17 protein-coding genes, 3 tRNA genes and 1 pseudogene are annotated in these 19,237 nt (G+C 68.7%); 16 read left to right on the top strand and 5 right to left on the bottom strand.

Translation table 11 applies throughout. From position 1 onward, the window contains the following. Positions 1 to 13: 13 nt before the first annotated feature. Positions 14 to 907 carry an NAD(+) kinase gene (locus EBL84_RS13935; RefSeq protein ID WP_165913470.1) on the bottom strand — a complete coding sequence of 298 codons (894 nt, stop codon included), beginning with the start codon at positions 905 to 907 and terminating at the stop codon, positions 14 to 16. A gap of 248 nt (positions 908 to 1,155) precedes the next feature. Between EBL84_RS13935 and hrcA the strand changes: the two genes are divergently transcribed. From hrcA to dapB, 5 genes are all read left to right on the top strand, one after another. Then, a complete protein-coding gene (gene hrcA, locus EBL84_RS13930; RefSeq protein WP_123141370.1) occupies positions 1,156 to 2,211 on the top strand; it encodes a heat-inducible transcriptional repressor HrcA in 1,056 nt (351 codons plus the stop codon). A gap of 82 nt (positions 2,212 to 2,293) precedes the next feature. After that, complete coding sequence (gene grpE / locus EBL84_RS13925; RefSeq protein ID WP_123141369.1) at positions 2,294 to 2,959, top strand: nucleotide exchange factor GrpE; 666 nt, start codon at positions 2,294 to 2,296, stop codon at positions 2,957 to 2,959. Between the two features lie 89 nt (positions 2,960 to 3,048). Further along, on the top strand, positions 3,049 to 4,992 hold the full coding sequence (gene dnaK / locus EBL84_RS13920) for a molecular chaperone DnaK (RefSeq protein ID WP_123141368.1): 1,944 nt from the start codon (positions 3,049 to 3,051) through the stop codon (positions 4,990 to 4,992). Positions 4,993 to 5,114: 122 nt separating this feature from the next. Continuing rightward, positions 5,115 to 6,257 carry a molecular chaperone DnaJ gene (gene dnaJ, locus EBL84_RS13915; protein ID WP_123141367.1) on the top strand — a complete coding sequence of 381 codons (1,143 nt, stop codon included), beginning with the start codon at positions 5,115 to 5,117 and terminating at the stop codon, positions 6,255 to 6,257. 63 nt (positions 6,258 to 6,320) lie between these two features. Then, positions 6,321 to 7,136 (top strand): 4-hydroxy-tetrahydrodipicolinate reductase, encoded by an 816-nt coding sequence (gene dapB, locus EBL84_RS13910; protein WP_123141366.1) that lies wholly within the window; start codon positions 6,321 to 6,323, stop codon positions 7,134 to 7,136. Positions 7,137 to 7,176: 40 nt separating this feature from the next. On the opposite strand, the gene EBL84_RS13905 is transcribed toward dapB, so the two are convergent. Then, positions 7,177 to 7,569, bottom strand: coding sequence for a DUF3775 domain-containing protein (locus EBL84_RS13905; RefSeq protein WP_123141365.1), 393 nt, complete (start codon positions 7,567 to 7,569; stop codon positions 7,177 to 7,179). Between the two features lie 143 nt (positions 7,570 to 7,712). On the opposite strand from EBL84_RS13905, the gene EBL84_RS13900 reads away from it, so the two are divergent. The 10 genes from EBL84_RS13900 to EBL84_RS13855 all read left to right on the top strand — a co-directional run bounded on the left by EBL84_RS13900 (position 7,713) and on the right by EBL84_RS13855 (position 16,763). Then, complete coding sequence (locus EBL84_RS13900; RefSeq protein ID WP_123141364.1) at positions 7,713 to 8,501, top strand: M48 family metallopeptidase; 789 nt, start codon at positions 7,713 to 7,715, stop codon at positions 8,499 to 8,501. 10 nt (positions 8,502 to 8,511) lie between these two features. After that, on the top strand, positions 8,512 to 9,609 hold the full coding sequence (locus EBL84_RS13895; RefSeq protein WP_190287976.1) for a lipocalin-like domain-containing protein: 1,098 nt from the start codon (positions 8,512 to 8,514) through the stop codon (positions 9,607 to 9,609). Positions 9,610 to 9,641: 32 nt separating this feature from the next. After that, positions 9,642 to 11,018 (top strand): c-type cytochrome, encoded by a 1,377-nt coding sequence (locus EBL84_RS13890; RefSeq protein ID WP_123141362.1) that lies wholly within the window; start codon positions 9,642 to 9,644, stop codon positions 11,016 to 11,018. Between the two features lie 108 nt (positions 11,019 to 11,126). Then, positions 11,127 to 11,203: transfer RNA gene (locus EBL84_RS13885), tRNA-Met, on the top strand. Positions 11,204 to 11,276: 73 nt separating this feature from the next. Then, a tRNA-Met gene (locus EBL84_RS13880) sits at positions 11,277 to 11,353 on the top strand. A gap of 73 nt (positions 11,354 to 11,426) precedes the next feature. Continuing rightward, a tRNA-Met gene (locus tag EBL84_RS13875) sits at positions 11,427 to 11,503 on the top strand. A gap of 263 nt (positions 11,504 to 11,766) precedes the next feature. Then, positions 11,767 to 13,386, top strand: coding sequence for a tetratricopeptide repeat-containing response regulator (locus EBL84_RS13870; RefSeq protein ID WP_123141361.1), 1,620 nt, complete (start codon positions 11,767 to 11,769; stop codon positions 13,384 to 13,386). A 44-nt stretch (positions 13,387 to 13,430) separates the two neighbouring features. Then, the gene (locus tag EBL84_RS13865) at positions 13,431 to 14,120 is read left to right on the top strand and encodes a sensor histidine kinase KdpD (RefSeq protein WP_123141360.1); all 690 of its coding nucleotides are present in this window, start codon (positions 13,431 to 13,433) and stop codon (positions 14,118 to 14,120) included. Then, on the top strand, positions 14,117 to 15,868 hold the full coding sequence (locus EBL84_RS13860; protein ID WP_223807022.1) for a VWA domain-containing protein: 1,752 nt from the start codon (positions 14,117 to 14,119) through the stop codon (positions 15,866 to 15,868). Before EBL84_RS13865 ends, EBL84_RS13860 begins: the two co-directional genes overlap by 4 nt. Before the next feature lie 19 nt (positions 15,869 to 15,887). Beyond that, positions 15,888 to 16,763, top strand: a complete 876-nt coding sequence (locus EBL84_RS13855) for a hypothetical protein (protein WP_123141358.1) — start codon at positions 15,888 to 15,890, stop codon at positions 16,761 to 16,763. A gap of 8 nt (positions 16,764 to 16,771) precedes the next feature. On the opposite strand, the gene EBL84_RS13850 is transcribed toward EBL84_RS13855, so the two are convergent. The 3 genes from EBL84_RS13850 to EBL84_RS17390 all read right to left on the bottom strand — a co-directional run bounded on the left by EBL84_RS13850 (position 16,772) and on the right by EBL84_RS17390 (position 19,119). Further along, positions 16,772 to 18,451, bottom strand: coding sequence for a GGDEF domain-containing protein (locus EBL84_RS13850; RefSeq protein ID WP_123141357.1), 1,680 nt, complete (start codon positions 18,449 to 18,451; stop codon positions 16,772 to 16,774). A gap of 48 nt (positions 18,452 to 18,499) precedes the next feature. Continuing rightward, positions 18,500 to 18,679 carry a PLDc N-terminal domain-containing protein gene (locus EBL84_RS13845; protein WP_062271220.1) on the bottom strand — a complete coding sequence of 60 codons (180 nt, stop codon included), beginning with the start codon at positions 18,677 to 18,679 and terminating at the stop codon, positions 18,500 to 18,502. A gap of 164 nt (positions 18,680 to 18,843) precedes the next feature. After that, positions 18,844 to 19,119 carry a hypothetical protein gene (locus EBL84_RS17390; protein ID WP_223807024.1) on the bottom strand — a complete coding sequence of 92 codons (276 nt, stop codon included), beginning with the start codon at positions 19,117 to 19,119 and terminating at the stop codon, positions 18,844 to 18,846. Here EBL84_RS17390 and EBL84_RS17385 point away from each other — a divergent pair. Beyond that, positions 19,106 to 19,210, top strand: a pseudogene (locus tag EBL84_RS17385) (IS481 family transposase); the annotation flags it as partial. The gene EBL84_RS17390 and the pseudogene EBL84_RS17385 sit on opposite strands and share 14 nt — an antisense overlap. Positions 19,211 to 19,237 lie beyond the last annotated feature (27 nt).

Genomic DNA, 19,237 nt, shown 5'->3' with positions numbered 1-19,237 from the left:
GTGGGGTGTCCGTTCATGCCCGCCGGGTCTGGGTGCGTCCGCCCCAGCCGAGCTTGGCGCGGAGGATCTGGTAGTGGTCCTGTCCGAGCGGGTGGAGCAGGGTGGCGCGCTCGGGGTGGCGGGTGATCTCGATCGTTGCCCCGGGCGGCAGCTGGAGCTCGTCCTGGCCGTCGCAGGTGATCTGCACGTGTCCCAACTCGAGCGGGCCGACGCGTACCTCGATGTGCCGGTCGGCGGGCAGCACCAGCGGGCGGTGGGCGAGGTCGTGAGGGCAGATCGGCACCAGCACGATGGCCTCGAGTCCGGGATCGATCAGCGGGCCGCCGCCGGAGAGGGCGTAGGCGGTCGAACCGGTGGGTGTGGCGATGATCAGCCCGTCGGAGCGCTGGGCGTTGACGAAGACGCCGTCGACATAGGTCTCGAACTCGATCATCCGCGCGGTGTTCCACTTGTGGATGACCACGTCGTTGAGCGCGCAGGCGCGGCGCGGCGGGGCCTGGTCGCAGCGGATCCGCGCCTCGAGCATGGCGCGCGAGTCGGTCTTGTACTCACCCTCGAGGATGCGCTCGAGCACCGAGCCGATCTCCTCGGGCGAGACGTCGGCGAGGAAGCCGAGGCGCCCGAGGTTGATCCCGACCAGGGGCACGTCGTGCGCGGCCAGCGCGCGCGCGGCATGCAGCAGGGTGCCGTCGCCGCCGACCACGATCACCAGGTCGCAGCGCTCGCCGAGCTCGTCGAGCGGGCGGGCGGCGCCGACGGGGGCATCGAGCAGATGGGCGCTCTCGGCGTCGAGCAACACCTCGAGCGCGTGCGCGCGCAGATAGGCGCAGAGGGTGCGAAGGGTGCTGCGTGCCTTGTCGGGGTCGCCTTGCTTGCCGATGATGCCGATGGTCTGGAAATGCGCCATGGAGTTCTGTGTGGGGTTGGGGACGGCAGGACCGATAAACGTTAGCATGGGCGGCCAGACACGCCAATAGGCGTCCGGGGGCAGCCTTGACAGGGTAGGAGCAAATCCCTAAATTCCTGTGTTAGCACTCTCTGACGGTGAGTGCTAACGGGGTCGACCCCCCTGATGTCCGCCGCCGCGAGGCGGGCGTGAGGCGAAGGTCGACGATGGTCCATCCGCGCGATCCAGTGATGTAGGCGGCTGAAACCTTGGCAGGCGAGACGCGACAGTTCGATTCCCCGGTGAGCGAGCGGGCGCTGCTGTTCCTGAAGGCGTTGGTCGAGCGCTACATCAGGGACGGCCAGCCGGTCGGCTCCCGGACCCTGGCCAAGGATACCGGCCTCGACCTCAGTCCGGCGACGGTGCGCAACGTGATGGCCGACCTCGAGGACCTGGGGCTGCTGGTCTCGCCCCACACCTCGGCCGGGCGGGTGCCGACGGCGGCCGGGTATCGGCTGTTCGTCGATTCGCTGCTCACGGTCAGTCCGCCCTCGGAGCGCGACATCGCCTCGCTGCGCAGTACCTTCGTGCCGGGGATGGACGCCAAGTCGCTGGTCGAGACCGCCTCCAACCTGCTCTCCGGGGTCACCCATCTGGCCGGGGTGGTGATGCTGCCGCGCCACGAGCGCAACGCCTTTCGCCAGATCGAGCTGGTGCCGCTGTCCGACTCGCGGGTGCTGGCGATCCTCATCACCACCGAGGGTGAGGTCCACAACCGCATCATCAACACCGATCGCCGTTTCTCGCCCGCGCAGCTCGAGCAGTCGGCCAACTATCTCAATCAGATGTTCACCGGACAGGACATCAACGAGGTGCGCCGGCGGCTGCTCGAGGATCTCAAGCGTACCCACGAGAACATGGACCAGTTGATGATGCACGCGGCGGTGCTCGCTCACCGCGTGGTGGAGGATGCCGACCGCAAGGACGACTGCTACATCGCCGGGCAGACCAACCTGATGGAGTTCGGCGAGCTCTCCAGCATGGATCGGCTCAAGCAGCTGTTCGAGGCCTTCAACGAGAAGCGCGAGATCCTCCACATTCTCGATCGCTGCATCGCCGCCGACGGGGTGCAGATCTTCATCGGCGAGGAGTCGGGCTACGCGCTGCTCGACGACTGCAGCGTGGTCTCCACTACCTATCGGGTCGAGGGTGAGGTGGTCGGCGTGCTGGGGGTGATCGGCCCGACCCGCATGGACTACCAGCGGGTGATCCCGATCGTCGATGTCACGGCGCGGCTGCTGGCTGCGGCGTTGCGTCAGAATTAGCGCGGAACCAGGTTTCATCACGCGCTGCCATGTCTATGTCCGACGTGGTGGCGCGGTCGTTTACGGAATTTCGGAGGTCACAATGAACCCAGAGCAGAAGCGCCCCGAGCAACAGCCCGAGCAGCAGGGCCAGGGCGACGAGGCGGTCAATCGCGCCGCCGTCTCGGCCTACGCCGAGGCCTCGGCCGAGGTCGAGACGCCGGTCGAGGACAGCGCCCCCGAGGGCGAGCAGCAGGTCGCCCCCGACGAGCCGGCGGCGCCGAGCGCCGAGGAGCTGGGCGCGGCGCTGGCCGAGGCGGCCGAGGCGCGCGCCGAGGCCGAGAGGCTGCGCGAGCAGCTGCTGCGCGCCCACGCCGAGGGCGAGAACCTCAAGCGGCGTCACGCCAACGAGCTGGAGAAGGCGCACAAGTTCGCCCTCGACGGCTTCGTGCGCGAGCTGCTGGGGGTGCGCGACAGTCTCGAACTGGGGCATCAGGCGGCGCAGGATGAGGGCGCCGATGTCGCCAAGCTGCGCGAGGGCACCGAGCTGACGCTGAAGTTGCTCGGCGACGTGATGGACAAGTTCGGGGTGGCGCAGGTCGACCCGATCGATCAGCCCTTCGACCCCGAGTTCCATCAGGCGATGTCGATGCAGCCGCGCGAGGATGTCGCGCCGAACACCGTGGTGGGGGTGATCCAGAAGGGCTACATGCTCAATGGCCGCCTGGTGCGCCCGGCGCTGGTGCTGGTCTCCCAGCAGCCCGCCTGAGCATCGCTTGAACGCCCTGGGGGGCTCCCCCAACTGATCGAACAGCCAGGCGCCAAGGCGCCATACGACACAATTCGGAGACGATAGTCATGGGAAAAATCATCGGTATCGACCTCGGCACCACCAACTCCTGCGTGGCGGTGATGGAGGGCGACAGCGTCAAGGTCATCGAGAACGCCGAGGGTGATCGCACCACCCCCTCGATCATCGCCTACACCAACGACGGTGAGGTGCTCGTCGGCCAGTCGGCCAAGCGTCAGTCGGTCACCAACCCGACCAACACCCTGTTCGCGGTCAAGCGTCTGATCGGCCGCCGCTTCGACGACTCGGTCGTCAGCAAGGACAAGGACATGGTCCCCTACAAGATCGTCAAGGCCGACAACGGCGACGCCTGGGTCGAGGTCAGCGGCAAGAAGATGGCGCCGCCGGAGATCTCGGCCAAGGTGCTGCAGAAGATGAAGAAGACCGCCGAGGACTATCTCGGCGCCGAGGTTACCGAGGCGGTGATCACCGTCCCGGCCTACTTCAACGACTCGCAGCGTCAGGCCACCAAGGACGCCGGTCGCATCGCCGGGCTCGATGTCAAGCGCATCATCAACGAGCCGACCGCCGCGGCCCTGGCCTACGGCATGGACAAGCAGCGCGGTGACCAGAAGATCGCCGTCTACGACCTCGGTGGCGGCACCTTCGACATCTCGATCATCGAGATCGCCGAGATCGAGGGCGAGCACCAGTTCGAGGTGCTCTCGACCAATGGTGACACCTTCCTCGGCGGCGAGGACTTCGACCTGCGCATCATCGACCACCTGGTCGAGTCCTTCAAGAAGGAGCAGGGCGTCGATCTGCGCAACGATCCGCTGGCGCTGCAGCGTCTCAAGGAGGCCGCCGAGAAGGCCAAGATCGAGCTGTCCTCGAGCCAGCAGACCGACATCAACCTGCCCTACATCACCGCCGACCAGAGCGGACCCAAGCACCTCAACCTCAAGCTCACCCGCGCCAAGCTCGAGTCGCTGGTCGAGGAGCTGGTCGATCGCACCATCGCGCCCTGCCGCACCGCGCTGAAGGACGCCGGTCTCACCGCCGGCGAGATCGACGAGGTGATCCTGGTCGGTGGCCAGACCCGCATGCCCAAGGTCCAGGCCAAGGTCGAGGAGTTCTTCGGCAAGACCCCGCGCCGTGACGTCAACCCCGACGAGGCGGTGGCCATCGGTGCCTCGATCCAGGGCGGCGTGCTCGGCGGCGAGGTCAAGGACGTGCTGCTGCTCGACGTCACCCCGCTGTCGCTCGGCATCGAGACCCTCGGCGGCGTGATGACCAAGCTCATCGAGAAGAACACCACCATCCCGACCTCCGCCGGTCAGGTGTTCTCCACCGCCGACGACAACCAGACCGCGGTCACCGTGCACGTGCTCCAGGGCGAGCGCGAGCGTGCCGCGAGCAACAAGTCGCTGGGTCGCTTCGATCTCTCCGACATCCCGCCGGCGCCGCGCGGCGTGCCGCAGATCGAGGTCAAGTTCGACATCGACGCCAACGGCATCCTCAACGTCTCGGCCAAGGACAAGGCCACCGGCAAGGAGCAGTCGATCGTCATCAAGGCCTCCTCCGGTCTGTCCGACGACGAGATCGAGCGTATGGTCAAGGACGCCGAGGCCCACGCCGAGGATGACCGTCACTTCCAGGAGCTGGTCGCCGCGCGCAACCAGGCCGACACCATGATCCACGCGACCCGCAAGTCGATGGAGCAGCTCGGTGACAAGGTCGAGAGCGGCGAGCGCGAGTCGATCGAGAGCGCCATCAAGGACCTCGAGGAGGCCATGGGTGGCGAGGACAAGGAGCGCATCGAGGCGCTGACCAAGACCCTCGGCGAGTCCTCGGCGAAGATGGCCGAGCGACTCTATGCCCAGAACGCCGAGGCCGCCGGCGGTGAGGCCGGCGCCGAGGGTGGCGCCGACGCCCAGTCGTCCGGCGCCAAGGGCGGTGCCGACGATGTGGTCGACGCCGAGTTCGAAGAAGTCAAAGACGACAAGAAGTGAGGTGAGCGGCCGCTAAGCGGCCGCCTCGACCTTTGTGGCGAAAGCGTACCGACGTTCTGCGTCCGTGCGCTTTCTGCTTATGAACACGTCCGAGGCTGGCGTGCTGCGGCTGGAATGAATCAATGTCAAAACGCGACTACTACGAAGTCCTCGGTGTTCAGCGCAACGCCAGCGAGGCCGATCTCAAGAAGGCCTTTCGCCGCTTGGCGATGAAGTATCATCCCGACCGCAACGGCGGCGCGGATGCCGAGACCAAGTTCAAGGAGGCCAAGGAGGCCTACGACGTCCTCAGCGACGCCAAGAAGCGCTCGGCCTACGACCAGTTCGGCCATGCCGGGGTCGAGGGCGGTCCGGGCGGCTTCGGCGGCGCCGGAGACTTCGGCGGCGCCGGCTCCTTCTCCGATATCTTCGGCGACGTCTTCGGCGACATCTTCGGCGGTCGTGCCGGGGGTGGTGGCGGACGCCGCGCCCAGCGCGGCGTCGATCTGCGCTACGACCTCAGCCTGACGCTCGAGGAGGCGGTCAACGGCAAGGATGTCAGCATCCGCATCCCCACCCAGGTCGACTGTCAGTTCTGCGGCGGCAGCGGCGCCAAGCCCGGCACCAAGCCCAAGACCTGTCCCACCTGTGGTGGTGTCGGTCAGGTGCGCATGCAGCAGGGCTTTTTCTCCATCCAGCAGACCTGTCCCGAGTGTCGCGGCACCGGGCACGTGATCGAGGAGCCCTGCTCGCACTGTCGTGGCCAGGGCCGGGTGCAGGAGGAGAAGACGCTGTCGGTGAAGATCCCCGCAGGCGTCGACACCGGTGATCGCATCCGCCTCGCCGGCGAGGGCGATCGCGGCGAACTCGGCGGTCCGCCCGGCGATCTCTACGTCCAGGTGCAGGTGCAGCCGCACCCGATCTTCACCCGCGAGGACAGCAACCTCTACTGCCAGGTGCCGATCGGCTTCGTCGCCGCCGCGCTCGGCGGCGAGCTGGAGGTGCCGACGCTCGACGGCAAGGTGATGCTGAAGATCCCCGCCGGCACCCAGACCGGCAAGATGTTCCGGGTCCGCGGCAAGGGCGTGAAGCCGGTGCGCGGCGGCCCGGTCGGCGATCTCATCTGCAAGGTGGTGATCGAGACCCCGGTCAACCTCACTGAGCGTCAGCAGGAACTGCTGCGGGACTTCGAGGAGAGCGTCCGCGAGGGCGGCTCGCGCCACAACCCGCAATCGCACTCCTGGCTCGACGGGGTCAAGAGCTTCTTCGAGAAGATGGGGCTCTAGGCCCGGCACTCGCCGCACCGCGCCGCGCGCGGTGCGTCATCCGCCAACAAGGACATCCTTCACATGACAGACATCAGGATCGCAGTGGCCGGTGCCGGCGGGCGCATGGGACGCGCGCTGGTACAGGCCGTCACCGAGGCCGAGGGCGTGGTGCTCGGCGCCGCCACCGAGCGCGCGGGCAGTTCGCTGCTCGGCACCGATGCCGGTGAGCTGGCCGGGGTCGGCGCGCTCGGCGTGACCCTCGTTGCCGAGCTGGCGACGGTGCTCGACGACTTCGACGTGCTCATCGACTTCACCGCGCCGGCGGCCACGCTCGCCCACCTCGAACTCTGCCGCGGCGCCGGCAAGCGCATGGTGATCGGCACGACCGGCTTCGACGAGGCCGGGCGCGCGGCGATCGCCGCGGCCGCCGAGTCAATCGGTATCGTCTTCGCGCCGAACATGAGCGTCGGCGTCAACCTGACCTTCAAGCTGCTCGACATCGCCGCGCGGGTGCTCGGCGACGAGGTCGACATCGAGATCATCGAGGCCCATCACCGTCACAAGGTCGATGCCCCCTCGGGCACCGCGCTGCGCATGGGCGAGGTGGTGGCCGAGGCGCTCGGACGCGATCTCGACGAGGTTGCCGTCTACGGGCGCGAGGGTCATACCGGCGCGCGCGAGCGCCGTACCATCGGCTTCGAGACCATCCGCGCCGGCGATGTGGTCGGCGAGCACAGCGTCTGGTTCGCCGCCGAGGGCGAGCGCGTGGAGATCGCCCACAAGGCCTCCAGCCGCATGACCTTCGCCAGCGGTGCGGTGCGTGCCGCCGGTTGGATCGGCGCGCGCTCGCGCGGCCAGTTCGACATGCAGGACGTGCTCGGGCTGCGCGATTACTGAGTCGCCCGTCGCCCCGCCGCCGGCGGGGCGACGACCCGGCTCAGTCCTGACAGGAGTAGCCGAAGGCGATCAGCCCTTCCTCCAGGTCGTCGGCGACCATCGGGTGGACCAGCAGATAGGCCGCCGCGCGCAGCGAATACTCGCCGATGGCGTCATCGACCGCCGTCTCCCAGTCCTCCAGCTCGTAGTCGCCGCGCCCCAGCCACATCAGCGCCACCAGCTCGGCACGCTGACGCTGGCTCATCTCGGCGATGGCCTCGGTCATCGCCACCAGCGCCATGTCGTCGCTGTGGTCGGCGAGCATCTGCAGTCCCCAGTCCTCGGTCGGGCTCGAGGGGACGTCCGGCAGCACCACCTCCTCCTTGGCCTGGAACTCGCGGACCTTGCCGATGATCTGGCACAGGGTCTGGGGTTGGATGTGAAGCTTGCTCATCGATCTCCTCGCTCTCGACGGAGTCCGGCCGCGGGATGCGGTGCGTCGTCGAATGGCCAGTGTACACCGCCGCGCCGGGGTGGTGGCGCGCCGTCTCCGTCCCCATCTGCCCTGCAATGATCACTGCACGAGAGAGCCCCCGGATGTCCCCCTCGTCGCCCGCCCGCCGGCTGCTGCCCTGGTTGCTGGCGCTGATGCTGTGGGGCTGCGCCAGCGCTCCCGAGACCGGGCGCAGCCAGCTGATGCTGATCGATCACGCCGAGGAGGCCAGGCTCGGCGCCCGTGGCTTCGCGCAGATCAAGCGCGAGCTGCCGCGCGCCCGCGACCGTGCCGCCCAGGCGCGCGTCGAGCGCATCGGGCGGCGTATCGCCCGGGTCGTCGAGCTGCCCGGGGCGCGCTGGGAGTTCGTGCTGTTCGAGGACCCCAGCCCCAACGCCTTCGCCCTGCCGGGCGGCAAGGTCGGGATCAACACCGGCATCCTGCCGATCGCCCGCACTGATGCCGGGCTGGCCACGGTGATGGCCCACGAGATCGCTCATGTGGTGGCCCGTCACGGCGCCGAGCAACGCTCCCAGGAGATGCTCGCCGGACTCGGCGCCGGGCTGCTCTCGGCGGTGCTCGGCGCCCAGGGCGTGCCGGGCAGCGATCTGGCGGTACAGGCCTATGGCGTCGGCGCCCGGCTCGGGGTGATCCTGCCCTATTCGCGTGCCCACGAACTCGAGGCCGACCGTCTGGGGCTCTTCTACATGGCCCGCGCCGGCTACGACCCGCGCGAGGCGATTGCCTTCTGGCAGCGTTTCCAGGCCGCCAGCCGGGGCAGGGCGGCACCGCCCGAGTTCCTCAGCACCCACCCGGTCGATACCACCCGTCTCGCGCAGCTGCGCGAGCTGCTGCCCGAGGCCGAGGCGATCTATGTGTGGAAGGCGCGCTGAGCGACGGTACTTGAGCCGCATCCGGCTGCCGATCCTGGCGCTGGTCGGGCTGCTCGGCGGTTGCGAGGCGCCCCCGCCCCCCGTCGAGCAGGATGCTGCGCTGCTCGCCGGGGCCGCCGCGCTGCTCGCCCCCGGCGCGGTGCCGGGTCCGCTGAGCCTGCCCGCCGATCATGGCGCCCATCCGTCCCAGGGGCTGGAGCTGTGGCGGCTCCAGGCGCGGGTCGAGGAGGCCGATGGACGGGCGCATCTGCTCACCCTGGGGGTCGTCCGCCTGACCCTGGCGACACCGCCCGATCCTCCGCTCTCGGCCTGGCGCGGCGATCGGCTGCTGTGGGGCTGGTCGCAGCGGCTGGGACCGGTCGGGGTCGCGTTCGAGCAGCGCCGCGCCCGCGCCGTGCTCGGGCTGGCCGGGGCAACGGCGGACCCGCCGCGGGTGTGGGTGCGCGACTGGACGCTCGACCTCGGGCCGGGGCGCCCGCCCTGGCGTCTGCGCTTCGAGGATGCTGTCGGGAGGCGGCTGGTGCTCGCCGGCGGCGCCCCGGCGCTCGGGCTGGCGCGGCTTGCCGCGACCCTCGGCGCCGAGGCGACGACCGCCGGCCCGCAAGGCTATCTGTTGCCGGGGCTGAGCGTGAGCGGGCGGCTGCTCGTCGACGGCCAGCCGCGCGCGGTCGAGGGGCGCGCCTGGTTCGAGCATCTCTGGGCCGGGGGCGGGGAGGGTGCTGGTGCCGGGCTGCGCCTCACCCGGCTGACGCTCCAGCTCGACGATGCCCGCACCCTGGCCTGTGTCGAGCTGCGTCGCGCCGAGGCGGGCGGGCGACCGATCCCGGGCTGCGTGCTGGTCACTGACGACGGTCGGGTGCGTGCGTTCCGACGGCGCGAGCTGCGCCTCGAGGCGCAGGAGAGCGGCGCGCACCCGGCGCGCTGGCGCCTCGAGATCCCCGCCGTGGCGCTGACCGTGGCGCTGACGCCCTGGGAGGATGCGCCGGGGCCGATCGCGGCGGGCGTGGCGGTGCGGGTCGCCGGCAGCGTCGAAGGGCGTGTGATCGATGGTTGGGGCTGGGTCGAGTCCAACGGGCCGGAGCAACGGATGCGCGGGGAGGCTGAATGATGCGCTGGCGTGATCGTCGATGGTGGTCCTGGATGCTGCTCGCACTGGCGCTCGCCGGTTGCGACCGTCCGGGTGAGAAGGCCGAGGCCGGGCGCATCCCCGCCGCCGAGCAGCGCCCGGGCGATCCGGTGCGCGGGCGCGATGCCCTGCTCAATCGCGCGGTGGTGACCTGTGGCCCGCCCCATGCCGCCTATGCCGCGCGCGCCGGGGCGGGGGGCGCGCCGGCGCTCAATCCCGCCGGGCGTACCGGGCGCAACGCCGAGCTGCCCTATATGCTCACCGCCCATGTCGACCCCGCCGGGGTCGAGCTGGTGACCTCGAACTGTCTCGGCTGTCATGCCGCGCCGCTCGAGGGCGAGCTGGTGATCGGGCTGGGCAACGAGTTCCTCGATCTGACCGAGGACCCGCTGGTGGCGATCGAGGCGCTCGGCGCAGGGCTCGCGCCCGGCCCCGAGCGCGCGGCCTGGCGGCGCTGGGCCGATCGTATCGGGCGCATCGCCGACTACATGATGACCGACACCATCGGGGTGAACTCGGCCAACAACCTCACCCTGGCGCTGATGGCCCATCGCGACCCGCAGACCCTGGCCTGGTCCGATACGCCGCTGATCGCACCGCCGCCGACGCGTCCGCTGCCGGTGAGCGTGCCGCCCTGGTGGCACCTCGCCAAGAAGCACGCGGTCTTCTACAACGGCGAGGGGCGCGGTGATCATGTGCGCTACATGATCCTGGCCTCGACCACCTGTACCGACAGCGTCGCCGAGGCACGTGCGATCGATGCCTGGTTCGTCGACGTGCGCGCCTATCTCGCCACCCTGCGCCCGCCGCCCTATCCCTATCCGATCGACGCCGAGCTGGCGCGCGTCGGCGAGCGGGTGTTCGCCGATCGCTGTGCGAGCTGTCACGGCACCCAGGGCGCCGACGGGCGCTATCCGAACAAGCTCGTCGCCCTCGGCAAGGTCGGCACCGACCCGGCGCTGGCGCGGGCGGCCTTCGCCGAGGCCGATCGCTTCCTCGACTGGTTCCACGACTCCTTCTATGGCGAGCTGGGGCGCTCGCGCCCCGGCCTGGGCTATGTCGCGCCGCCGCTCGACGGTATCTGGGCGACCGCGCCCTATCTGCACAACGGCGCGGTGCCGACGCTCGCCGACCTGCTCGAGAGCGGCGCGCGCCCGGCCTTCTGGCGCCACCAGCGCAGCGGCCAGGCGCTGCCCGAGTACGACACCGAGCGTCTCGGCTGGCGCTACCGGCGTCTCGCCGCGGGCAAGTCGGCGGCGATGAGCTGGGAGGAGCGCAAGCACATCTACGACACCAGTCTCCACGGCTATGGCAACCAGGGGCACGACTTCGGCGACCGGCTCGACCCGGCGGCGCGCCGTGCGCTGCTCGAGTATCTCAAGACCCTGTGAGCGTCCCCGTATCGGTGCGCGCGGGGCCGTGTCCGGCGGGGTGAAAGACCTTGATGGAAAAAAGACTTGCGCCCCTCCACAGTCGTCCCTATAATTCTCGGTCTCGATTGCGGGGTGGAGCAGTCAGGCAGCTCGTCGGGCTCATAACCCGAAGGTCGTAGGTTCAAATCCTGCCCCCGCTACCACATCTCGTCGCGCCGGTCGCAAGATCGCTCGACAGGGTCGCAAGACCCGGCCCAAGCGGGCACACAGTTCAGTTGCGGGGTGGAGCAGTCAGGCAGCTCGTCGGGCTCATAACCCGAAGGTCGTAGGTTCAAATCCTGCCCCCGCTACCACATCTCGTCGTCTCGGTCGCAAGACCGGTCGACTGGGTCGCAAGACCCAGCCCAAACGGGCACACAGTTCAGTTGCGGGGTGGAGCAGTCAGGCAGCTCGTCGGGCTCATAACCCGAAGGTCGTAGGTTCAAATCCTGCCCCCGCTACCACATCTCGGCCCACAGCATTCGTGCTGTGGGCCGTTTTCGTTTCTATCGCACCCCTTCGATGTCTTGCCGCCGGACGAGGCGGGCGTTAGCATCCCTTTTGTGATCCGGTTCCGATATCACCGCCCGGCGTTCGGTGCCCCGGCGCTTCGGTCCGGGCGCGATCGGGTCGACCCTTGCCCGAGGTCGAGGGCGCATCCATGTGCAGGAAGGTGTCGACCCGATCGGCATCCCTATCCAGCCCAGCACTGCGGGGAGCAAGTCAGATGGCGCCACCGGCCGATTTCTCCAAGAAAACCTATCTGGTCATCGACGACTTCTCCGACATGCGCTCGGTGATGCGCAGCATCCTGCACTCGCTCGGCGTCACCCGCATCGACCAGGCCCGCGATGGTAACGAGGCGATCGGGTTGATGGAGCGCCGTCACTACGATGTGGTGCTGTGCGATTACAACCTCGGTAGCGGCAAGGACGGCCAGCAGGTGCTCGAGGAGGCGCGCCATCGCGCGCTGATCGGGGTCGATACCATCTTCATCATGGTCACCGCCGAGAACACCCGCGAGATGGTGATGGGCGCGGTGGAATTCGCCCCCGACAACTATCTCGCCAAGCCCTTCACCAAGGAGCTGATCAAGACCCGGCTGGCCAAGCTGTTCGAGCGCAAGTCCGACCTCGCCGAGGTCAACCGCGCGCTGGTGGCCAAGGACTATGGCGGGGCAATCGCCGCGCTCGACACCCTGATCGCCGGCAAGCCGCGCAATCTCGCCGAGCTGTTGCGGCTCAAGGCCGATACCTGCATCACCGCCAACCGCTACGATGACGCCATGGCGATCTACGACGAGGTGCTCGAGGGGCGCGACCTCAACTGGGCGCATCTCGGCAAGGGGCGGGTGCTGTTCCAGCAGAAGCAGTATGTCGCCGCCCAGGAGGTGTTCGAGCGTCTGCTCGAGCTCGACCCCAACTTCATCCCCGGTTACGACTGGCTTGCACGCGCCCAGTTCGCGCAGAAAGCCTTTCCCGCCGCGGAGAAGACCCTGCAGAAGGGCGCCAAGCTCTCGCCGCGCAGCGTCGAGCGCCAGCAGCGTCTCGGCGAGCTGGCGCTGAGCAACGACGATCGCGAGGTCGCCGAGAGCGCCTTCGATCGCGCGGTGGCCTTCGCCAAGCACTCGGTACACAATCACCCCTCGATCTATGCCGGACTGGCCAAGGCCAAGAGCGCCAACGACAAGCACGTCGAGGCACTGAAGGTGATCGGCGAGATCGACAAGACCTTCGGCGACGACCCCCAGGCGACCTTCTACAAGGCCAGTACCACCGCGGTGGTCAAGCAGCGCAAGGGCGATGCCCAGGGCGCCGCCGAGGCCTTCGCCGCCGCCGGCGAGGCGATGAACGCGCTCGGCGAGCTGGCCTCGCCACAGCTCGCGCTGGAGATGGTCAAGACCTGCTCGGAGCTGGGCGAGCCGGAGAAGGCCACGGGTTATCTGCGCACCGCGATCGCCAACAACCACGACGATCACGCCTTCCTCGCCGAGGTGATGCACGTGTGCGAGGAGAGCGGCATCGCCGAGGAGGCCGACGCGGCCATCCGCGCCATCCAGCAGGACGTGGTACGCACCAACAACCAGGGGGTGCGGCTGATCAAGCAGGGCGAGTTCGTCGCCGCCATCGAGCTGCTGCGCCAGGCCGCCGACGAGATGCCGGCCAACAAGACGATCAACCTCAACGCCGCCAAGGCCTGTATCATCAAGATGGAGCGCAACGGCACCTCGCCCGAGGAGATCCAGCTGGTACGCCGTTACATCGAGCGCGTCCAGCACGTCGCCCCGGGCGACTGGCGGCTCAACGACGTGCAGACGCGCCTGCAGCGACTGGCGACCGAGACCTGAGCGGGCCTGTGCGCCCTGGCCTAGAACCGGACGGCTCTGAACACATGGATTTCTCAGACATCCTTGCCTCCTCGATCCACGACATCAAGAACTCGCTCGGGCTGATCTTCAACAGCCTCGACGATCTGGTCGACGATCCGGCCAACCAGCTCGCCGACCCGCGCAAGGCGAGCCTGATCAAGCACGAGGTGCAGCGCGCCAACAACAACCTGGTACAGCTGCTCACCCTCTACAAGCTCGGCAACGCCCAGCTCGCGGTGCGCATCGCCGCGCACAACCTCGAGGAGTTCTGCGAGGAAGTGGTCGCCGAGTGCCAGGCGGTGTGCACCGCGCTCGGTCTCGATCTCGACTACGACTGCGACCCCGAGTTGACCGGCTACTTCGACTGGGAACTGGTGCGCGGGGTGCTGACCAGCAGCATCGGCAACGCCCAGCGCTATGCCCACGCCCGTATCCGGCTCAGCGCCGCCGAGGAGCAGGGCATGCTGGTGATTCGCGTCGAGGACGACGGCGCCGGCTTCCCCGCCGCGGTGATCGATCTGCTGCCCGATGACGGGCAGCCCGACTGGTCCGAGGATTCCGAGACCGCGCCGGGCACCAGCCGCACCCGGCTCGGGCTCTACTTCGCCCATCAGGTGGCGCGGCTGCACCATACCCCGGAGGCGTTCGGGCGGATCGGTCTGCGCAATGCCCATCGTCTCCCCGGTGGCTGCTTCGAGCTGTGGCTGCCGTGAGCCGGCTCTCCGTGCGGGCCTGGCCGCTGTTGCTCTGCCTGCTGCTCCTGCCCGGTGCCTTGGTCGCCGCGCCCGAGGACGTGCGGCTGCTGATCGACGTCTCCGGCAGCATGCGCCAGAATGACCCCAAGAACCTGCGGGTACCGGCGCTGCGGCTGGTCAATTCGCTGCTCCCGGCCGGCGCGCGTGCCGGGGTCTGGACCTTCGCCGAGGGCACCGAGGTGCTGGCCGCCCCCGGGGCGGTCGACGACGACTGGCGCCGGCGCACCACCGCGAACCTCCGCCAGGTGCACTCGCGCGGCCTGTTCACCGATATCGAGGCGGCGCTGAAGGCGGCCACCGCCGATTGGGACGGTCCGGCCGGTGAGGGCGGGCGCCATGTCATCCTGCTCACCGACGGGCTGGTCGACGTCGCCAAGGACGATACCCGCGATGCCGCCTCGCGGCGACGCATCCTCTCCGAGCAGCTCGACCGGCTGCGCGAGTTGGGGGTGAAGGTGCACGCGGTGGCGCTCTCCGACAACGTCGACACCGAGCTGCTCGAGGCGCTCACCGAGCGTACCGGCGGCTGGCTGGAGTCGGCCTCCAGCGCCGAGCAGCTGCAACGGGTCTTCCTCCACATGCTCGAACAGTCGGCGGCGCCGACCACGGTGCCGATCGAGGGCAACCGCTTCGAGATCGACGCCCAGGTCTCCGAGTTCACCCTGTTGGTGTTCCGTGCCCCCGGCGGCGAGACCCGGTTGGTCAGTCCCGACGGCCAGACCCTCTCGGCCAACGCGCACGGCCCCATGGTGCAGTGGCGCGGCGAGCCCGGCTATGACCTGGTCACCATCGAGCGCCCGGCGCCCGGGCGCTGGACGCTCGACGGCGGGCTCGATCCCGACAACCGTGTGGCGGTGGTCACCGATCTCGGTATCGACGCCGCCCCGGTGCCGGCGGCGCTGCACTCGGGCGACACCCTGAGGCTCGAGGCCTGGATCACCGATCACGGCGCCCCGGTCACTCGGACCGACTTCCTCAAGCTGCTCTCGGCCAAGGCGATCCTCACCCTGGCCGATGATCCGACCCGACGCATCGACCAGCCGCTCGCGCTCGATCCGGCACGCAACCGTTTCACCGCCGAGATCAAGGCCAACGCCTTCGCCGCCGGGGTCTATGACCTCAGCCTGCTGATCGACGGCGAGACCTTCAAGCGTCAGTTGCAGCGTCGTCTGCGCGTCACCCCGACGCCGCTGACCCTCGACTATCAGGCGCGGGTGCTCGACCCCGCCTCGCCGAGCGAGAACGGTGACGCGGCGGCGGAGGACGCCGCGCCCAGGCCGCCTGCGCTGCTGCGGGTGGTGCTCAATCTCGAGCGCGATCAGGTCGCCCCCGAGAGCCTGTTCGGCTATGTGCGGCTCGAGGGGCCCGGGGGTGCGCAGTCGCTGCTCGAGATCGCCGCACCGACGTCCCTGCCGATGCTCTACGAGCTGCCGGTCACACAGCCCGGCAGCTATCGGGTCGGTGCGCGGCTGGCCGCGCGTACCGTCAACGGTAGCTCGATCCTGCTCGAGCCCCCTGACGAGACCCTGGAGTTCGCTTTCACCGCGCCCGTCGAGGCGCCGCCGGCACCGCCGCCGGGCGCGTTCTCCTGGCTGGTGTTCGCGCTCTATGTACTCGGCGGCAACCTGCTGCTCGCCGCCGCGCTCGGGCTGACCTGGTGGTTGTTCAAGCGGGCCGCGGCGAAGCAGGCCGCTGCGGAGGCGTGATGGGCACGGGGGAGACGACATGAGCGCGCTCGAGATCGGCGGCCTCATCCTCAGCGTCGAGTTCGCCCTGGTGGCCTGGGGCGTGCTCTTCTTCATGCTCAGGCGCCAGCGCAAGGGCGCCAAACAGGCCCAGGCCGATGCCAGCGCCGTGCTCGAGCAGGTCGATACCGGCGAGGAGGCACGCCGCGAGGCGCTTGCCGGGGTCTTCGCCGCGACCTATCAGCTCGAGGGCGATGAGCTGCAGTCGACCGTCGACGAGTATCTGGAGCGCGAGCGCGCCTTCTACAACGCGATGCTCGACATCTATCTCGAGCGCAGCGGCGAGAAGCTCCAGGACCTGCCCAAGGAGCTGACCAAGGTGCTCGCGCCACTGGTGCACATGACCCCGACCAATATGGTCGATGTCGAGCAGCTCTCCGATCTCGAGGACGCCAAGGCGCAGCTCGAGGCCGAACTCGGCGACACCAAGAAGACCCTCAACCAGCTCATGGACGAGTACAACGCCGCCTTCAGCGCCCAGCAGCAGGAGGCAGCCGCGGCTGCCGCCAGCCCGACCGAGACGACGGGGGGCGGCGAGGACGCCGATGTGATTGACGACATCGATGCCCTGCTCGCCGAGGCCGGCGCCGATTTCGATGCCGCTGCGCCCGAGCCTTCAGCCCCGCCTCAGCCCCAGCCCGATGCCGATGCACCCGAGTCTGAGGAGATGGAGATGGAGGCCGAGGAGATGGAGGCGCCGAGCTTCGAGCTGGCCGAGGAGTTCGAGATCGGCGAGGAGACCGACGAGGACCAGCAGCAGGCGGGGGACGACGAGGAGATCTGGCAGGAGAAGCTCGAGGAGCTCAGCGATCTGTTCGAGACCCCGGAGGACGACAAGGGCAAGGACAAGGGCTGAGGGTGCGCTCAGCCGCCGTGAACCCGGCAGCAGTTGCGCCCGGAACGCTTGGCCTCGTAGAGCGCGGCATCGGCGCGGCGGTAGACGTCTTCCGGGGTATCGTCCTCGACGAAGGCGGCCAGCCCGCAGGACATGGTCACCGGCACCGGCTGACCGCGGTACTGGAAGCGTGAGGCGGCGACCTGCTCGCGCAGCTTCTCGGCGACCTCGAGCGCGGTCTCGATCGAGGTCTCGGGCAGCAGCATCATGAACTCCTCGCCGCCGAAACGGGCGACGAAGTCGCTCTTGCGGATCGAGGTGCGCAACAGCTTGCCGAGGATCTTGAGCACGTTGTCGCCGGCGGTGTGACCGAAGCGGTCGTTGATCCGCTTGAAGAAGTCGACGTCCCAGATGCTCAGCACCGCCGGGTGGCCGTAGCGCGCCCAGCGCTCGCACTCCTGGGCGATGCGCTCGTCATAGGCCAGCCGGTTGCTCAGCCCGGTGAGGCTGTCGAACAGCGCGCGCTGGCGTGCCTCGTGCAGCAACTGACGCAGCTCGCCGCTCTCCTCCTGGACCTTGCCCAGCTCCTGCTTGAGATGATCGATCTCGGCGCGCGCCTGGTTGAGCTGCTGCTGCTCCAGGCTGCGTCGGGCATCCATGTGCTGCTGGATGTTGCTCAGGTGCCCCTGGATCGAGAGCTTGAGCTGATCGACGTCCTGGGCGGCGTCGACCGAGCGGCGGATGCGGGCGACCTCGGCGGACATGTCGGCATCGATCGAGGCGCCCTGTCGAGCGCTCTCCTCACGCTGCCCGAACGAGGCCTCGAGATAGCGGTCGAGCGCCTCGAGCCGTCCGGTGAGCTGGGAGAGGAAGTGCTCGATGTCCTTCTTCTCCTGCTCGAGATGATGACGCGCGCGTGCCAGCAGGTCGGCGATCTCGGTGACCGCGCGCTCGGCGGTCTCGGCGCTCGGCTCGTCGCGCAGCAGCGTGGTGATGGCGCTGAACTGCTTGGCGAAGGTCTCGGGGAGGTCGAGACGGTGGATCAGGTCGAGCAGCACCAGATTGAAGGCCGGTAGCGACGGATCGTGCGTGATGGCGAGGTCATCGCTCGGCGGCAGCGGGGCCTCGATCTCGGCAGGCTGGGTGTCGAGGTCGGTCGGCTCCGGCTGTGTCTCCTCGGCGCTGCTCTCGCGAGATCCGCCGAACAGCCGTCCGAACAGCCCCTCGCTGCCTTGCTCGGAGCTGGCGAGCCAGTCGGTGAGGGTGCGGGCATAGTCGGAATAGGCGGCGAGCGCGGCGCCGAACCCCGGCTCGCGCCGCGCATCGCGCAGCCGCTTGCGCAGCGTCTTGGTCTCCTTCTTCAGCGCGCCGGGGAGACGCTGCTGCTCGAGCAGGTCGTCGAGCCGGGCGATGGCGCGATCGAGGTCGTTGGGCTGGGCGCGCTGCTCGTCGAGACGCAGCATCGACTCGGAGATGTCCTCCATCAGCAGGCCGATCTGCTTGGCCGTGGCGTTCTTGCGGATCGCCTGACGCAAGGACTCGAGCTGTTCCTCGAACGTCTTGTCCGGGGTCTCCACCGCGAGGCTCAGGCGCGAGACGGCGTAACGCAGTGTCTTCTCGATCTGCGCCCAGGCCTTTTCCTTCGCCTCCAGGGTGTCGAGCGTCCCGTAGTACTTCTCTTTCCAGTGATTGGTGTCTTGCGAGGCCATGTGGACGCGAGTCCTCTGGGTGGTGGACGCTGGGCGTGTGGTGCCGGTTCAGCGCTTGGGGCCGAGTAACAGCCAGAGGATGAAGCCGAGCAGGGGAAGCAGCAGGATCAGCACGATCCACAGCACCTTGGAGAGGGTGCCGGCACGACTCTGCACCGTGCTGACGATGGCCCACACATTCAGTACCAGCAGCAGTAATCCAAAAAATCCGCTGACTTCTATCGACATCGATCGACTCCTGGTGATCCGGTTTGCCCCGGGCACGCCGGGGCGTGTCGAGGCTGGACCCTATGATGGTTGACGACCCCTGGAGGGGCGTCAAGCGCAGCGGCTATTTTCCTTGATCGCCGTCTGGATATCAGCCCCGACGAGTGCGGCACGTGAGCGATCACTCACGACCACAGCCCCCAGAGATGAGAGCGCCGCGGTGCGGGCGCCGGGGAGAGGGGTGGGTGCAGCCCGCCAGGGCGGGTCGGCAGCCTCGGGCGAGGTGGCGCGGCGAGTGCACGCAGTCGCTCGATGCGTGCCTCGGTCGAGGGGTGGGTCCGCAGCAGCGAAGGTTCGGGCAGGCGCCAATGGGGCGCGAGCAGCCGCTCCCAGCCGCGCCCCTGCAGGCGCTCGATGCGCGCCAGTCGAAAAAACGGGGAAACCTCAGCGCTCGGACGCATCGCTCCGATTCAAGCGCTCAAGGAATGGGCGCAGAAACACCCTGAGCTATTCAATAAGCGGGTATGCAATCTCAGAGGGCTTGAGAACTAACTCGCGCTTGTTTGAGCTTGTCCCCAC

It is taken from the genome of Marichromatium sp. AB31, assembly GCF_003718685.1.
GTDB lineage: Bacteria > Pseudomonadota > Gammaproteobacteria > Chromatiales > Chromatiaceae > Marichromatium > Marichromatium gracile.
The sequence above is the reverse complement of the archived record's forward strand: the minus strand, read 5'-3'. Positions and strand labels throughout refer to the sequence as shown.

Excerpts from the sequence above, each read along its gene's own strand:
- EBL84_RS13935 (WP_165913470.1), bottom strand. The coding sequence starts at position 907 with ATGGCGCATTTCCAGACCATCGGCATCATCGGCAAGCAAGGCGACCCC.
- grpE (WP_123141369.1), top strand. The coding sequence starts at position 2,294 with ATGAACCCAGAGCAGAAGCGCCCCGAGCAACAGCCCGAGCAGCAGGGC.
- dnaK (WP_123141368.1), top strand. The coding sequence starts at position 3,049 with ATGGGAAAAATCATCGGTATCGACCTCGGCACCACCAACTCCTGCGTG.
- dnaJ (WP_123141367.1), top strand. The coding sequence starts at position 5,115 with ATGTCAAAACGCGACTACTACGAAGTCCTCGGTGTTCAGCGCAACGCC.
- dapB (WP_123141366.1), top strand. The coding sequence starts at position 6,321 with ATGACAGACATCAGGATCGCAGTGGCCGGTGCCGGCGGGCGCATGGGA.
- EBL84_RS13905 (WP_123141365.1), bottom strand. The coding sequence starts at position 7,569 with ATGAGCAAGCTTCACATCCAACCCCAGACCCTGTGCCAGATCATCGGC.
- EBL84_RS13900 (WP_123141364.1), top strand. The coding sequence starts at position 7,713 with ATGTCCCCCTCGTCGCCCGCCCGCCGGCTGCTGCCCTGGTTGCTGGCG.
- EBL84_RS13890 (WP_123141362.1), top strand. The coding sequence starts at position 9,642 with ATGCTGCTCGCACTGGCGCTCGCCGGTTGCGACCGTCCGGGTGAGAAG.
- EBL84_RS13870 (WP_123141361.1), top strand. The coding sequence starts at position 11,767 with ATGGCGCCACCGGCCGATTTCTCCAAGAAAACCTATCTGGTCATCGAC.
- EBL84_RS13865 (WP_123141360.1), top strand. The coding sequence starts at position 13,431 with ATGGATTTCTCAGACATCCTTGCCTCCTCGATCCACGACATCAAGAAC.
- EBL84_RS13855 (WP_123141358.1), top strand. The coding sequence starts at position 15,888 with ATGAGCGCGCTCGAGATCGGCGGCCTCATCCTCAGCGTCGAGTTCGCC.
- EBL84_RS13850 (WP_123141357.1), bottom strand. The coding sequence starts at position 18,451 with ATGGCCTCGCAAGACACCAATCACTGGAAAGAGAAGTACTACGGGACG.
- EBL84_RS13845 (WP_062271220.1), bottom strand. The coding sequence starts at position 18,679 with ATGTCGATAGAAGTCAGCGGATTTTTTGGATTACTGCTGCTGGTACTG.
- EBL84_RS17390 (WP_223807024.1), bottom strand. The coding sequence starts at position 19,119 with ATGCGTCCGAGCGCTGAGGTTTCCCCGTTTTTTCGACTGGCGCGCATC.